Source organism: Caldanaerobacter subterraneus subsp. tengcongensis MB4, assembly GCF_000007085.1.
GTDB lineage: Bacteria > Bacillota > Thermoanaerobacteria > Thermoanaerobacterales > Thermoanaerobacteraceae > Thermoanaerobacter > Thermoanaerobacter subterraneus.
This window is the reverse complement of sequence record NC_003869.1, coordinates 1,530,629-1,544,252: the sequence shown is the minus strand read 5'-3', so window position 1 is coordinate 1,544,252 and position 13,624 is coordinate 1,530,629. Positions and strand designations below refer to the sequence as shown.

Sequence of the window (13,624 nt, the reverse complement as noted above, 5' to 3'; positions counted from 1 at the left end):
GTCCTATGGAGAAAGCTATTATAGGTGGTACCGGAGTGTATGACGTAGCCGATAAAGTAGTTCAAAAAAAGGTTGAAACGAAATACGGAACAGTAGAGGTGGACGTGGTTACAGTAGAAGGAGAAGATATAGTTTTTTTAGCACGCCATGGGAAAGAGCATGGTGTTCCCCCGCATTTGGTGAACTATAGAGCGAATATAATGGCTTTAAAGCAGCTTGGAGTGAAGTACATATATGCTACGGCTGCTGTCGGTTCTTTAAACGAAAATTACCCTCCTGGAAGCGTAGTTATTCTAAAAGATTTTATAGATTTCACAAAATCCAGGCCTTTGACTTTTTTTGAGGGAGAAGATGGGATAGTAAGGCATGTAGACATGAGTGATCCTTATTGTGTAAATTTGAGAGGAAAATTTATAGAAGCGGCAAAAAAGGAGGGGCTTACTGTAAAAGGAGAAGCTGTATATGTATGTACGGAAGGGCCCAGATTTGAGACAGCTTCTGAGATAAAGGCTTATAAGATGCTGGGAGCTGATGTAGTAGGTATGACAAATGTTCCTGAGATAGTCTTAGCTAAAGAATTGGGAATGTGCTATGCAGCCGTCGGTATAATCACAAACTGGGCTACAGGCCTTATAGCGGCAAGTTCAGGTCCCGTGAGTCTTAGAGAGATTACAAGTGCAATAGAGATAAACAAGGAAAAGGTGATAAGAACCTTTATAAGGGTATTTACTGAAGAGACCTTAGACCAGGAGCACTGCAACTGTGCCAATTCAGTAATTGAATTATAAAATTACAGGGAAGAGGGGGGATTAACCCAAAGAGTATTCTTTTTATAATTCTCTAAAATTAAAATTTTGAAAAAGGGGGAAATGGGTGTGAAGGAAGTTTTAAGTATGTGGAGACACACCAAGATGGTGGTGCTGGTAGCTTTGAGCGCAGGAATTTATGCAGCTGTGCTAATACCTTTTAAAGGCCTTGTGTTAATTCCAGGAATAACGGAAATAAGACCTGCCAACACTTTACCTCCTGTCTTGGGCCTTCTCTTTGGTCCAGCAGGGGCTTGGGGCTCAGCCATCGGCAACCTCATAGGAGACTTTTTTGGTACTTTGGGTATTGGCAGTATTTTTGGTTTTATAGGTAATTTCATGCAGGCTTACATACCTTACAGGCTATGGAGAAATTTGGGGCTTTTAAGGGCAGATGACTTAGAACCCAATCTAAATTCTGGAAGAAAAATCTTTGCTTATACTGTAGTTGCTCTTTTGGGTTCTTTTGCCTGTGCCCTTACCATAGGCTGGGGACTGGATTTGCTTAAAATGGTTCCCTTTGCAGCTTTAGCTTCTATAATAGCTGTAAATAACTCCATACCGTCAATAGTACTGGGGATTCCCCTTCTCATGATACTTTATCCCAGAGTTAAAAAATGGAATTTACTCTGGACAGATATAATGGAAGAAGATGAAATATCAAAGCCTGACGCAAAAGCAAGGATCGCTGCTTTAATAACCTCACTAGCAATATTGGTGGGACTTTTTGGAGGATTGATGGCGGCAGTTGCCGGAGGACAATCACTTTTTGCAGCAGGTTTTGCGGGAGGAAAAGCAGGACTTGCCAGTGTGGGCTTTATAGCAGGTCTTTCAACTATCATTTTTATACTGGCGAGTCTTTTATAATGATACCAGCAGGGTGTACCTAAAAAGGTACGCCCTGTAAGTTTTAGCAAAGGAGTGAGGGGTGTGAAAAAAGAGTTTAGATTTGATACAAAGGCGATTCACGGCGAAGAGCTTAAGAAAAATCCTGAAAACGCATTGAATCCCCCTATTTTTCAAACCACTACTTTTGTCTTTGAAGATTTGGACCATGTTGAGAAGGTAATGTCTTTTGAGTCTCAAGACTATGTTTACACACGCGGCAACAATCCCACCCTGAGGCTGTTTGAAAACAGAATGGCAGAGCTGGAGTACGGGAAGGGAGCTGTAGCATTTTCATCGGGAATGGCGGCAATAAGTTCTGTGCTCTTTTCTCTTTTAAGGCCTAATGACAAAGTTTTAGCACACAAAACTCTGTACGGCTCAAGCTACAACGTGATAACTAACCTTTTGCCCAAATACGGGGTTAAATATAAACTCATAGACATGACAAGTTTAGAAGAGTTAAAAGAGAGTTTAGATGATACCGTGAAGGTGATTTACTTTGAAACTCCCTCCAATCCTGATTTGTCAATAATAGACATAGAAGAAGTGAGTAAGATAGCCTATCAAAGAGGTATAAAAGTAGTGGTAGACAACACTTTTGCCACACCTTGTTTTCAAAATCCTCTTCTTTTGGGAGCCGATGTGGTAGTACATAGTGCTACTAAGTATATATGCGGGCATGGGGATGCGCTGGGAGGAGTTGCTATTTCAAAAGATGAAGCCTATATTCACTATTTAAAATTCGACTACATGTGCGAGTTTGGAGGGGTTATGAGCCCTTTTAACGCTTGGCTTATGTTAAGGGGTATAAAGACTTTAGGGCTCAGGATGAGGCAGCATGAGAAGAATGCCATGGAGGTCGCAAAATTTTTGAGTAGGCATCCCAAAGTGAAAAATGTTTTGTACCCTGGTCTTGAATCCTTTAAAGGACATGGAATTGCAAAAAAGCAGATGAGAGGATTTGGAGCTATAATAAGTTTTGAGATAGAGGGTGGAAGGAAAGAATTAGAAGAATTCATAAAAGGGTTGAAACTTTGCCAGCTGGCGGTGAGTCTGGGGGACGCAGAGACTTTGGTGGAAGTTCCTTCTATTATGACCCACAGAGGATATCCAAAGGAAAAACTAGAAGATTTTGGATTTAAAGAAAATACCGTGAGGATTTCAGTAGGGCTTGAAGATTACAACGACATAATAGAGGATTTAGAAGATGCCTTGAAGAGAATTTAACACTCAAGAGGTGATTTTATGCCAATTGTCAATTTGAGCTTACAGGTATTGCCTTTAGTCCCAGAAGAGAAAGTGTATCCAATTGTGGATAAAGTGATAAAATATATAAAAAGCACTGGCGTGAATTTTATGGTGGGACCCATGGAAACTACTATGGAAGGAGAGCTAGATATCCTTCTTGATATTGTAAAAAAAGCTCAAAAGATATGCGAAGAGGAAGGTGCGAATAGGGTCATCTCCATTATAAAGCTTGATTACAGGTCTTCAGGAGTAACTATGGAAGAAAAAATAAAAAACTATATTGACAAATGATTTAACACGTTATAAAATTAAAACAAAATAATTTCTGATGAAACCCTATGACCGGGAAGAGTAGATACCGGCGTTTAGTCAAAGCGAGCTCGGGAGGGTGGGAGCCGAGTACTGTAGCCGGTATTGAATGGGCCCGCGAGGGGAACTGCGAAATCAAAGTAGCAGTCTCCGGTGAGCCTACCGTTAAAAAGGCAGGGTATCGAGAGCAATCTCCGTACCCGAAAGAGTGGTCCTGTGTTAAAAAGGTGGCACAAGCATTTCATCCTTTTGGTGAAATGCTTTTTTTTAAATACAGGACAAATTGGGTGGCACCGCGGTCACTCCGCCCCAATGGGCGGAGTGACTTTTTTAATTTTCAGGAGGTGATAGAGTGGTAAATATTTCTAAAGAAGATTTTTATGCCTATAAAAAAATGGGATACACTTTCCCAGTATATGAGGAAATAAATGGTGATGAAATCACGCCAATAAACGTTTTTTATAGTCTTTCTGGTAAACACAAATTTTTATTGGAAAGTGCAAATGGAGGGAGTCACTGGGGTAGATATTCTTTTATAGGAAAGGACCCTTATTTGTCAGTTTTAAGCTATGGAAGGGATATAAAAATTATCACAACAGAAGAAGAATCGAATAAAAGAGGTTTAGCACTGGAAGAGGTAAAAAACTTTCTGCAGATTAATTATAACCCATTAGGGCTTAACATTCCTTTTACAGGAGGTGCGGTAGGCTATGTATCTTATGATGCGATAAGGCTTTATGAAAAATTGCCAGAAAAAAATCCTGATGAAATAAATATACCGGATGTATACTTCATGTTTTACAAGAGTTTCATCTGCTATGACCATTTTAAGCATGAAGTCTACATTGTCTACAATGTATTTGCTAATGAGGATACCGAGTATGAGGAAGTTTTGCAAAAGATTAATGAGCTTTTAAATGAGATAAAGTCAAATAAAATAGAGTTTCACGACCTTTCGCTTCAAGAAGAAAAAGTGATAACTTACAACTTCACAAAAGAAGAGTTTTGTCAAATTGTTGAAAGAGCCAAAAAATACATTGAAAAAGGAGACATATTTCAAGTGGTGTTATCCCAGAGGCTAAAGGCAAAGACAAATTCAGATCCTTTTGAGATTTACAGGAGGTTGCGTTCAAAGAATCCATCTCCCTATCTTTTCTATATCGACTTTGGCGATTTTCAGCTTCTGGGTTCTTCTCCTGAAAGTCTTGTGAGAGTCTTTCAAGACAAAGTGACCACAAATCCTATAGCAGGCACAAGACGAAGGGGAAAAGATGAAAAAGAGGATTTAAAAAACAAAGAAGAACTTTTGAAGGATGAAAAAGAAAGGGCAGAGCATGTGATGTTGGTTGACTTAGGGAGAAACGACATAGGAAAGGTCAGTGAATTTGGAAGTGTTAAAGTGGAGCGCTTTATGGAGGTGGATTTTTACTCTCATGTAATGCACATTGTATCAACTGTTTCTGGAAAATTAAAAAAAGGATTTACCGCTTTTGATGCCCTTATAGCTTGTCTTCCTGCAGGCACAGTTTCTGGAGCGCCAAAGATAAGAGCGATGGAAATAATAGAGGAATTAGAAAATGTAAAAAGGTCCTTTTACGCAGGGGCTGTTGGCTATTTTTCCTATAACGGCAATATGGATATGTGCATAGCAATAAGGACTATTCTCATAAAAGAAAATACTGCTTATTTTCAAGCAGGAGCAGGTATTGTGTATGACTCAATTCCTGAGATGGAATACTATGAAATTTTAAATAAAGTGATGGTACTTAAGGAGGTTCTTTGATGGTTTTGATTATAGATAATTACGACTCTTTTACCTATAATCTCTATCAATACGTAGGAGAAATGAAAGAGGAGGTCATGGTGGTGAGAAATGATGAAATAACAGTGGAAGAGGTTGCAAAACTAAATCCTAATAAAATTATATTATCGCCAGGACCGGGAAGACCGGAAAATGCAGGAGTATGCGTCGAATTGATTAAAAATTTGGGTCAAAAAGTTCCAATGTTAGGGATATGTCTTGGACATCAGGCTATTGGATACGCGTACGGAGCGAAAATTGTAAAAGCAGATAGGATAATGCATGGAAAAACTTCTCTTATCTTTCACAATGGCAGAGGAATATTTAAAAATATAAAAAATCCAATTGAAGGAATGAGATACCATTCGCTGGTTATTGATAGAAATACTTTACCTGAGGAGTTGGAAATAACAGCTCAGACGGAGGAAGGGGTGATTATGGGGGTAAGGCATAGAAAATACCCTGTGTATGGTTTACAGTTTCATCCAGAGTCTATTTTGACAGAACAAGGAAAGGAGATATTGAGAAATTTTTTGGAGGTGTTTTAAATGTTGCAGGAGGCGATTAAAAAAATTGTATTAAAAGAAAATCTTGATGAAAAAGAAGCTTATGAAGTTATGGGGGAAATTATGAGTGGGAATGGCACTCCTTCTTTAATAGGAGGTCTATTGATAGGACTTAGATTAAAAGGGGAAAGTGTGGAAGAGATAACAGGTTTTGCAAAAGCCATGAGGGACAATGCAGTAAAACTGCAATTGGATGCTGACTACGTCATTGATACCTGTGGTACAGGTGGGGACGGGGGAAAGACTTTTAATATTTCCACTGCTGTAGCTATAATTGCCTCTGCTGCGGGTGTAAAAGTTGCAAAACATGGCAACAGAGCTGTTTCGAGCAAGAGCGGCAGTGCTGATGTTTTGAGGGAATTGGGATTTAATATAGAAGCTGAACCCATGTATACAAAGAAAATGATAGAGGAAAAAGGAATGGGATTTCTCTTTGCACCTTTATACCATAGGGCGATGAAGAACGTACTTCCAATAAGGAGGGAATTGGGAACGAGGACAGTTTTTAACTTACTTGGGCCTTTGACAAATCCTGCACCTATAAAAGGACAGGTATTAGGGGTGTATGATAGAAATCTAACTCATCCGATAGCGGAAGTGCTTCTTAAGCTTGGAATAGAAAGAGCGATGGTAGTGCACGGATTTGATGGGCTTGATGAAATAACTACTACGGCTCCAACCTATGTTAGTGAAGTAAAAGAAGGAGAAATCTTTGATTACGTAATAGACCCTTTAGACTTTGATATTCCTTATTCCAAGCCTGAAGACCTGAAAGGAAAAGGACCGAGGGAGAATGCAGAAATAATTATTGACATATTAAAAGGTCAAAAAGGACCTCGAAGAGATATAGTGGTTTTAAACACCGCAGCGGCTTTATACGTGGGCAAGTTGGTTGAAAACTTAAAAGAAGGTGTTGAACTTGCGGAAAGGCTTCTTAATAGCGGTTTGGCTTATGAGAGGTTTTTGGAGATTTTAGGCTACCAGAGGAGGATTATTTCATGATTCTAGAGGAAATTGTGAATTTTAAAAAAGAAGAAGTGAGGAAGAAAAAAGAGTTAAAGCCTTACAACGAATTGCTAAATGTCAACGCAGTATACAGAGGAGATTTTAAAAATTCTCTGAACAAAGGAAAGGTGGCAATTATAGGGGAGATAAAGAGAGCTTCTCCTTCCAAAGGGATTATAAGAGAAGAATTTGACCTTGTAGAAATTGCAAAGACCTACGAAAAGGCAGAAGTTGATGCCATATCTGTCTTGACAGAGAAAAGATTTTTTAAAGGCGAAGGTGGCTACATTCCTCAGGTAAAGAAGTTAACCACAAAGCCTGTTTTGAGGAAAGACTTTGTAATAGATGAGTATCAGATTTACGAGTCAAAATTTCTAGGGGCAGATGCAGTCTTATTGATTGTGGCTATTTTGGAAGATAAGCTTAAGGGTTTTTGCGATATAGCAAAACAAATTGGGCTTGATGTGCTTGTCGAGGTTCACGAGGAGGAAGAACTTGAGACTGCGCTAAAGGCAGGATGCGATATCATAGGGATAAATAATAGGGACTTGAAGACTTTTAAAGTTGACATAAAAACAACGGAAAGACTTATAAAAAACATCCCTAAAGATAAGATAGTAGTATCTGAAAGTGGCATAAAAACTCCAGAGGATGTATTGTATTTATCTTCCCTTGGGGTTAAGGCGGTTTTGATAGGTGAAAGTTTTATGAAAATGGATGAGGGAAGAATAAAGGAGTTTGTGAAAAAAGTGAGGGGAGGATAAAGTGGTAAAAGTAAAAATTTGCGGTTTAAGAAGGCTTGAAGATATCTATTATGCAAATCAGTTACAGCCAGATTTTATAGGTTTTGTATTTTCTGAGAGCAAAAGAAGAGTTGATTTGAAAGAGGCATTGGAATTTGTAAAAAGGCTCAAAGAAGGGATTAAAAAGGTAGGAGTTTTTGTAAATGAACCTGTTGAGAAGGTCATGGAAATAGCTGAAAAATTAAAGCTAGATGTCTTGCAGTTTCACGGCGATGAGACACAGGAGTATATAGACAATTTTAAAAATTTCACGGTCTGGAAGGCTATAAGAATAAGAAGCAAACTTGACTTAAAAAAGACAGGAGAATTTAAAGTGGATGCCTTTTTGTTTGACTCATTCTCCGAGAAAGGATATGGAGGTACAGGAGAGGCATTTGATTGGAATATCCTTAAAGCATACAAAAGAGAAATACCGGTTGTTTTGTCAGGAGGGCTTAAGGAGGAAAATGTTGAAGAGGCGATAAAACTAGTAAGACCTTACGCCGTCGATGTGTCGAGTGGCGTTGAGGTTGGGGGATATAAGGACTTTAATAAAATGAAGTCATTTATTGAGAAAGTGAGGGGTGTTGTATGAAAGGTAGGTTTGGAAGGTTTGGAGGGCAGTATGTGCCGGAGACAGTTATGAATGCTCTTATAGAGTTAGAGAGAGAATTTGAAGAGGCAAAGAAGGACGAAAAATTCATGGAGGAGTACAGATATTATCTTAAAGAATACTCAGGAAGGCCTACGCCTTTGTATTATGCAGAAAATCTCACTAAAAGGCTGGGTGGCGCGAAAATTTATCTAAAAAGAGAAGACCTCAACCACACAGGAGCTCACAAGATAAACAACGTATTGGGACAGGTGCTTTTGGCAAAGCGAATGGGCAAAAAGAGAATTATAGCTGAAACAGGAGCAGGACAGCACGGAGTTGCTACTGCTACAGCTGCTGCTATGTTTGGAATGGAATGCGAAATATTCATGGGAGAAGAAGATATAAAAAGGCAGGCACTAAATGTGTTTAGGATGAAACTTTTAGGGGCAAAAGTGACAGCTGTTACTTCAGGTACAAGGACATTGAAAGATGCAGTGAATGAGGCCATAAGGGATTGGGTCACTAATATAGAAACTACCTTCTATGTGATTGGCTCTGTGGTAGGACCTCATCCATATCCCACTATGGTAAGAGATTTTCAGCGAGTTATAGGGGATGAGACGAAAGAGCAAATCCTTGAAAAAGAAGGTCGACTTCCTGATTATGTGGTTGCCTGCGTGGGAGGAGGCAGTAATGCCATGGGAATATTCTATCCTTTTATTGAAGATAAGGGAGTGAAGTTAGTGGGGGTAGAAGCGGCAGGAGAAGGTATAGAGACAGGGAAACACGCTTCAGCAATGGCAAAAGGTTCAGTTGGGGTGCTCCACGGCATGATGACCTACCTCCTTCAAGATGAGGAGGGGAAAATTCTACCTGTTCATTCGATATCGGCAGGGCTTGATTATCCAGGAGTGGGGCCAGAACACGCTTATTTGAAGGAGATAGGAAGGGCAGAGTACGTGTATGCTACAGATGAAGAGGCTTTGGCAGCCTTTATGGACCTGTCTCGGACAGAAGGAATAATACCAGCATTAGAAAGTGCACATGCTCTGGCTTATGCTATGAAATTGGCTAAGAAATTGGATGAAGACAAGATAATTGTAGTAAATCTTTCTGGAAGAGGGGACAAAGATGTAAATACCGTCGCAAAAGTAATGGGGGTGGAATTGTGAATAGAATTGATAGAAGGTTTGATGACCTCAAAAAAGAAGGTAAAAAAGCCCTTATAACTTTCATTACTGCCGGAGACCCAGACATTGACACAACTTATGATATAGTTTTAGCCCTTGAAGAAGCAGGAGCGGATATAATTGAACTTGGTATACCCTATTCTGACCCCTTGGCCGATGGGCCGACAATCCAAGCTTCTTCCCAGAGAGCTTTGGCTAAGGGAATAAAAATTAAAGATATAATGGATTTGGTAATGAGAATAAGAGAAAAGAGCGACATTCCTATTGTCTATCTTGTTTATTACAACTCTGTCTTCAAATACGGCATAGAGAAGTTTTTGGAGGATTCGAAAAACGCAGGAGTTGATGGACTCATTATTCCCGACCTCCCTTTGGAGGAGAGGAAAGAAGTCTTGGATGTAGCTGATAAGTACGAAATTTATTTAATACCTCTGGTAGCTCCTACTTCAAAGGAGAGAATAAAGGGAATTACTGAAAACGGTAAGGGATTTGTATACTGCGTGACTCTGACTGGAGTTACGGGAGCGAGGGAGGAAATTACAACAGACCTTGAGGAATACATGAGGCTGGTATCTTCATATACCAGCATGCCAAAGGCTTTAGGGTTTGGCATATCAGGACCCGAAATGGCAAGAAAGCTTAAAAGTTTGAGCGATGGAATTGTGGTAGGAAGCGCTATTGTAGAAAGAATTGCTAAGGGGTATAATAGATGTGAAATGTTAAAAGAGGTAAAGGAATTTGTGTTAAGCTTAAGAGAAGTCTTGTGAAAGGTGATAAGTATGGAATTTAAAATAGTGGGAAATAAAGATAAAAAGCCGAGTGTAAAAATAGGGGAGGTAACCGTTGGAGAGGGGAAACTTATAATTGCAGGCCCTTGTGCAGTGGAAAGTGAAGAAATGCTTGTAAAGACAGCCGAAAAGGTCAAAAGCTGTGGAGCCAATGCATTAAGGGGCGGGGCTTATAAGCCTCGCACATCTCCCTATTCCTTTCAAGGTTTGGGCATTGAAGGGCTCAAACTCTTGAGAAAAGTAGGAGATGTTTTTAAACTCCCTATTGTTACAGAGGTTTTAGATGTGAGGGATGTGGAGATTGTTCAAGAATACGCAGATGTTTTGCAGATCGGTTCAAGGAATATGCAAAATTTTCCACTTCTAAAAGAGGTAGGGAAGACTAAAAAAACTGTCCTTTTAAAGAGAGGGTTTTCTGCAACTTATGAAGAATGGCTTTATGCAGCGGAATACATTGCAATTGAAGGGAATACCAGCATCATTTTGTGTGAAAGGGGTATAAGGACGTTTGAAACTTATACAAGAAGTACCTTGGATATAGCAGCAGTTCCTGTAATCCATGAACTTTCAAATCTTCCTATTATTGTAGATGTAAGTCACGGTACAGGGAAGAGAAGCTTAATTATCCCAATGGCAAAGGCAGCCCTCTGTGCTGGTGCTGACGGAATAATGGTAGAAGTGCATCCTGATCCTGAAAAAGCTTTGTCAGATGGTGAGCAGTCTCTCAATTTTCTTGAATTTGAAAATTTAATGAGAGAAATAAAAAGGTGTTGACATTTGAAGGAAATGAGGCTATAATTTAAGTATCAGATAATGATTATCCATAGAAAATAATTTTAGAAAGCAGGGATAATATGGTAGAGGTAGGCAAAAAAGCCCCTGATTTTGTGCTTCCAGATGCTGATGGTAGACAGGTATCTCTTTCAGATTTTCTTGGGAAAAATGTAGTGCTGTACTTTTACCCAAAGGACAATACTCCAGGGTGCACCAAAGAGGCAGTTGCTTTTAGGGACAGTATAAAGACTATAGAGGATAAAAATGCGGTTGTCATCGGAATAAGCTTGGATGACGAGGCTTCTCACAGAAAGTTTATTGAAAAGTACAGTCTTCCATTTGTACTTTTAAGTGACAAAGAGGCAAAAGTATCAACTGAATATGGAGTGTACAAAGAGAAGAATATGTACGGTAAAAAGAAAATGGGGATAGAAAGGTCTACATTTATAATAGATTCAAAGGGAATTGTGAGAAAGATATTTAGAAAGGTAAAAGTGGATGGGCATGTGGATCAAGTTTTAAAAGCGCTTGATGAAATAAAAGAGGGAGTGTAAAAAGCTCCCTCTTTACACTTTATCTAGAGCCTGTTTAAAGTCTCTTATCACATCTTCTATTTCCTCAATTCCGACAGACACCCTTATGAGTCCTTCTGAAATTCCAAGAGCTTTTAATTCTTCTTTGCTCAAAGCCCTGTGGGAAGTGGACTTCGGATGTGTTATCATGGTTTGAACTCCTGCCAGTGATGGAGCAAATTTTATAAGTTTGAGCTCCTGCATGAATCTATTTACAGATTGTTCACCACCGTCAATTTCAAAGCTCAACATGCCTCCAAATTCATCCTTAAAAAGCTTTTTGGCGATGCTGTAATCAGGGTGAGAAGGCAGTCCTGGATAGAAGACCTTTTTCACTTTTGGATGGCTTTCTAAAAATTCGGCCAATCGCATTGCGTTTTTGCAGTGCTCTCTCATCCTTAAAAACAGTGTTTTAGCACCTCTTAAAGTGAGCCATGCGTCAAAAGGACTCATAGAGCCTCCAAAATTGTGGACTATTCTCCTTGTGCGGAAAATAAATTCTTTATTTCCTGCTATAAGTCCTCCTATTACATCACTGTGTCCGTTTATGTATTTTGTGGCGCTATGTATTACAGCATAAGCGCCGACTTCTAAAGGCCTTATCAGGTAAGGAGTTGTAAAAGTATTGTCTACTATAAGTTTTAATCCGTGCCTTTTTGCTATTTTTACAACTTCTTCAATGTCAAATACTCTTATCAAAGGATTTGTCATGATTTCCATGTATATGACTTTTGTATTTGGCTTGATAGCCTTTTCTACAGATTCTAAGTCCGAAAAATCCACCAAACTTATTTCAATTCCCAATCTCTTAAACTCCAAATTAAAAAGGCTGTTTGTTCCTCCGTATATGTCTTTTGCTGCGATTATGTGGTCGCCTGAATTTACTTCTGCCAGGAGAGCTGAGGAAATTGCTGCCATCCCTGAAGCACAGGCTTGCCCTGCCTCTGCTCCTTCTAAATTTGCAATTAATTCTTCTACAGCAGTTTGGTTTGGGTTTCCAAGCCTTGTGTACATATACCTTGAAGGATTGCCGTCTAAGTAATCATAAACTTCTTCAAGAGTATCAAAAGTAAATACAGAAGTTTGATATATAGGGAGAGTTTTGGGTTTTGGAGGAATTTTTTCATCCACATAATTTCCAATATGAACTACTTTTGTTTTGAAATGAAGTTCCACGCTATCACCCTCAATTTTCAGATTTTAACTCTATCATAATATGCGAAAAATTAAAAGTCAACAACCCTTTCTTTGTGATGGATTTTGTTGTAAACTATTATAAAAGAGGGCTTAATGCATATTAATTAAATTAAGAAGTTTGAGTAAAAAGGAGGAAACAACAGTTGAATGATAAAGAGGAAAAAAGAGATAAGGATAATCTGCTTTTAATCGCTATAAAAAAACAGCTTGACCAGATGGCTGAGCTTATGGAAAAAATGAAAATAGCTGACTATGTAGAGCTTATGCAAAGTCCTTATAGGCTTTTGTGGCTAAATTTTATAGGGGGAGTTGCGAGAGGTTTTGGAATAGCAGTCGGTTTTACAATACTTGGCGCAATTATCATATATATCTTACAAAAATTAGTTGTATTAAACCTGCCTCTAATAGGGAATATTATAGCTGATATAGTTAAGATTGTACAGCAAAAATTGTACTGACAGGAGCTGATTATAGTGGATAATGAAAAATTGATGCATTTTAAAAATTTACTTCTTAAGGAGAAAAACAAGGTGTTATCTACCATACACAGGATGAACTTAAACGATGGGATAGGGGGAATTGCTCAGAGGGAATACTATCAGGAGCTTTCTCTTTTGGACAATCATCCAGCTGATATGGCTTCAGAGGTTTACGAAGTAGAAAAAAATTACGCTTTAAAAGACAATGAAAAAAATATACTGCGCCAGATAGAAGATGCACTTCAAAAAATAGAAAATGGGAATTATGGAATTTGTGAGAATTGTGGGCAACCCATAGAGGAAGAAAGACTTGAGGCTATTCCCTATACTACTTTATGCTCCTCCTGTGCAAAAGAAAAGGACTTAAGCTTAAAGGATTTGAAAAATTCAAGACCCAATGAGGAAAAAGTCATAAAATACCCCTTTGGATGGGGATATAAGGACAAAAAAGGAGAAATACAGTTTGATGCTGAAGACACCTTTCAGGAGGTTGCAAGATTTAACAAGACAAGAAGCGGTTCTGACCATTACGAAGAGGTATACGACGAAGAAAATGCAGGGTATGTAGAGGAGACGGACAAGATAAGCAACGAAGATTATAAAAAGACTTTGTAAAAGGCACTT

16 protein-coding genes and 1 other annotated feature are annotated in these 13,624 nt (G+C 38.8%); of the genes, 15 read left to right on the top strand and 1 reads right to left on the bottom strand.

Annotated features, from left to right (window positions below; all coding sequences use genetic code 11):
- Window positions 1-5 precede the first annotated feature (5 nt).
- From TTE_RS07570 to bcp, 13 genes are all read left to right on the top strand, one after another.
- Window positions 6-788 (top strand): S-methyl-5'-thioinosine phosphorylase, encoded by a 783-nt coding sequence (locus tag TTE_RS07570; RefSeq protein ID WP_009610094.1) that lies wholly within the window; start codon window positions 6-8, stop codon window positions 786-788.
- An 87-nt stretch (window positions 789-875) separates the two neighbouring features.
- Window positions 876-1,673: a QueT transporter family protein gene (locus TTE_RS07565; protein WP_041587170.1), complete on the top strand. Its 798-nt coding sequence runs from the start codon at window positions 876-878 to the stop codon at window positions 1,671-1,673.
- Between the two features lie 63 nt (window positions 1,674-1,736).
- The gene (locus TTE_RS07560; RefSeq protein WP_011025822.1) at window positions 1,737-2,921 is read left to right on the top strand and encodes a trans-sulfuration enzyme family protein; all 1,185 of its coding nucleotides are present in this window, start codon (window positions 1,737-1,739) and stop codon (window positions 2,919-2,921) included.
- 18 nt (window positions 2,922-2,939) lie between these two features.
- Window positions 2,940-3,233: a thiamine-binding protein gene (locus TTE_RS07555; RefSeq protein ID WP_011025821.1), complete on the top strand. Its 294-nt coding sequence runs from the start codon at window positions 2,940-2,942 to the stop codon at window positions 3,231-3,233.
- A 38-nt stretch (window positions 3,234-3,271) separates the two neighbouring features.
- Window positions 3,272-3,566, top strand: a binding site (T-box leader).
- A gap of 37 nt (window positions 3,567-3,603) precedes the next feature.
- Window positions 3,604-5,034, top strand: coding sequence for an anthranilate synthase component I (gene trpE / locus TTE_RS07545; protein WP_011025820.1), 1,431 nt, complete (start codon window positions 3,604-3,606; stop codon window positions 5,032-5,034).
- Window positions 5,034-5,600: an anthranilate synthase component II gene (locus TTE_RS07540; RefSeq protein WP_041587168.1), complete on the top strand. Its 567-nt coding sequence runs from the start codon at window positions 5,034-5,036 to the stop codon at window positions 5,598-5,600. The genes trpE and TTE_RS07540 overlap by 1 nt, the downstream gene beginning before the upstream one ends.
- Entirely contained in the window at window positions 5,601-6,620 is a 1,020-nt protein-coding gene (gene trpD / locus TTE_RS07535; protein WP_011025818.1) for an anthranilate phosphoribosyltransferase, read from the top strand.
- The gene (trpC, locus tag TTE_RS07530) at window positions 6,617-7,387 is read left to right on the top strand and encodes an indole-3-glycerol phosphate synthase TrpC (protein ID WP_011025817.1); all 771 of its coding nucleotides are present in this window, start codon (window positions 6,617-6,619) and stop codon (window positions 7,385-7,387) included. The genes trpD and trpC overlap by 4 nt, the downstream gene beginning before the upstream one ends.
- A 1-nt stretch (window position 7,388) precedes the next feature.
- Window positions 7,389-8,000 (top strand): phosphoribosylanthranilate isomerase, encoded by a 612-nt coding sequence (locus tag TTE_RS07525; RefSeq protein WP_011025816.1) that lies wholly within the window; start codon window positions 7,389-7,391, stop codon window positions 7,998-8,000.
- Window positions 7,997-9,172: a tryptophan synthase subunit beta gene (trpB, locus tag TTE_RS07520; protein WP_011025815.1), complete on the top strand. Its 1,176-nt coding sequence runs from the start codon at window positions 7,997-7,999 to the stop codon at window positions 9,170-9,172. Before TTE_RS07525 ends, trpB begins: the two co-directional genes overlap by 4 nt.
- Complete coding sequence (trpA, locus tag TTE_RS07515; RefSeq protein WP_011025814.1) at window positions 9,169-9,957, top strand: tryptophan synthase subunit alpha; 789 nt, start codon at window positions 9,169-9,171, stop codon at window positions 9,955-9,957. Before trpB ends, trpA begins: the two co-directional genes overlap by 4 nt.
- Window positions 9,958-9,969: 12 nt before the next feature.
- Complete coding sequence (gene aroF / locus TTE_RS07510) at window positions 9,970-10,752, top strand: 3-deoxy-7-phosphoheptulonate synthase (protein WP_011025813.1); 783 nt, start codon at window positions 9,970-9,972, stop codon at window positions 10,750-10,752.
- A gap of 80 nt (window positions 10,753-10,832) precedes the next feature.
- Window positions 10,833-11,306, top strand: coding sequence for a thioredoxin-dependent thiol peroxidase (gene bcp / locus TTE_RS07505; protein WP_011025812.1), 474 nt, complete (start codon window positions 10,833-10,835; stop codon window positions 11,304-11,306).
- Window positions 11,307-11,318: 12 nt separating this feature from the next.
- On the opposite strand, the gene TTE_RS07500 is transcribed toward bcp, so the two are convergent.
- A complete protein-coding gene (locus tag TTE_RS07500; protein ID WP_011025811.1) occupies window positions 11,319-12,500 on the bottom strand; it encodes a trans-sulfuration enzyme family protein in 1,182 nt (393 codons plus the stop codon).
- Between the two features lie 236 nt (window positions 12,501-12,736).
- Here TTE_RS07500 and TTE_RS07495 point away from each other — a divergent pair, with 236 nt between their 5' ends.
- Entirely contained in the window at window positions 12,737-12,979 is a 243-nt protein-coding gene (locus tag TTE_RS07495; RefSeq protein ID WP_043883910.1) for a DUF5665 domain-containing protein, read from the top strand.
- Between the two features lie 15 nt (window positions 12,980-12,994).
- The gene (locus TTE_RS07490; protein ID WP_011025809.1) at window positions 12,995-13,615 is read left to right on the top strand and encodes a yteA family sporulation protein; all 621 of its coding nucleotides are present in this window, start codon (window positions 12,995-12,997) and stop codon (window positions 13,613-13,615) included.
- The last annotated feature ends 9 nt before the right edge of the window (window positions 13,616-13,624 follow it).

Coding starts and splice junctions, on each gene's coding strand:
- TTE_RS07495 (WP_043883910.1), top strand. CDS start 12,737: ATGGCTGAGCTTATGGAAAAAATGAAAATAGCTGACTATGTAGAGCTT.
- trpC (WP_011025817.1), top strand. CDS start 6,617: ATGATTCTAGAGGAAATTGTGAATTTTAAAAAAGAAGAAGTGAGGAAG.
- trpD (WP_011025818.1), top strand. CDS start 5,601: ATGTTGCAGGAGGCGATTAAAAAAATTGTATTAAAAGAAAATCTTGAT.
- TTE_RS07570 (WP_009610094.1), top strand. CDS start 6: ATGGAGAAAGCTATTATAGGTGGTACCGGAGTGTATGACGTAGCCGAT.
- trpB (WP_011025815.1), top strand. CDS start 7,997: ATGAAAGGTAGGTTTGGAAGGTTTGGAGGGCAGTATGTGCCGGAGACA.
- bcp (WP_011025812.1), top strand. CDS start 10,833: ATGGTAGAGGTAGGCAAAAAAGCCCCTGATTTTGTGCTTCCAGATGCT.
- TTE_RS07555 (WP_011025821.1), top strand. CDS start 2,940: ATGCCAATTGTCAATTTGAGCTTACAGGTATTGCCTTTAGTCCCAGAA.
- aroF (WP_011025813.1), top strand. CDS start 9,970: ATGGAATTTAAAATAGTGGGAAATAAAGATAAAAAGCCGAGTGTAAAA.
- TTE_RS07540 (WP_041587168.1), top strand. CDS start 5,034: ATGGTTTTGATTATAGATAATTACGACTCTTTTACCTATAATCTCTAT.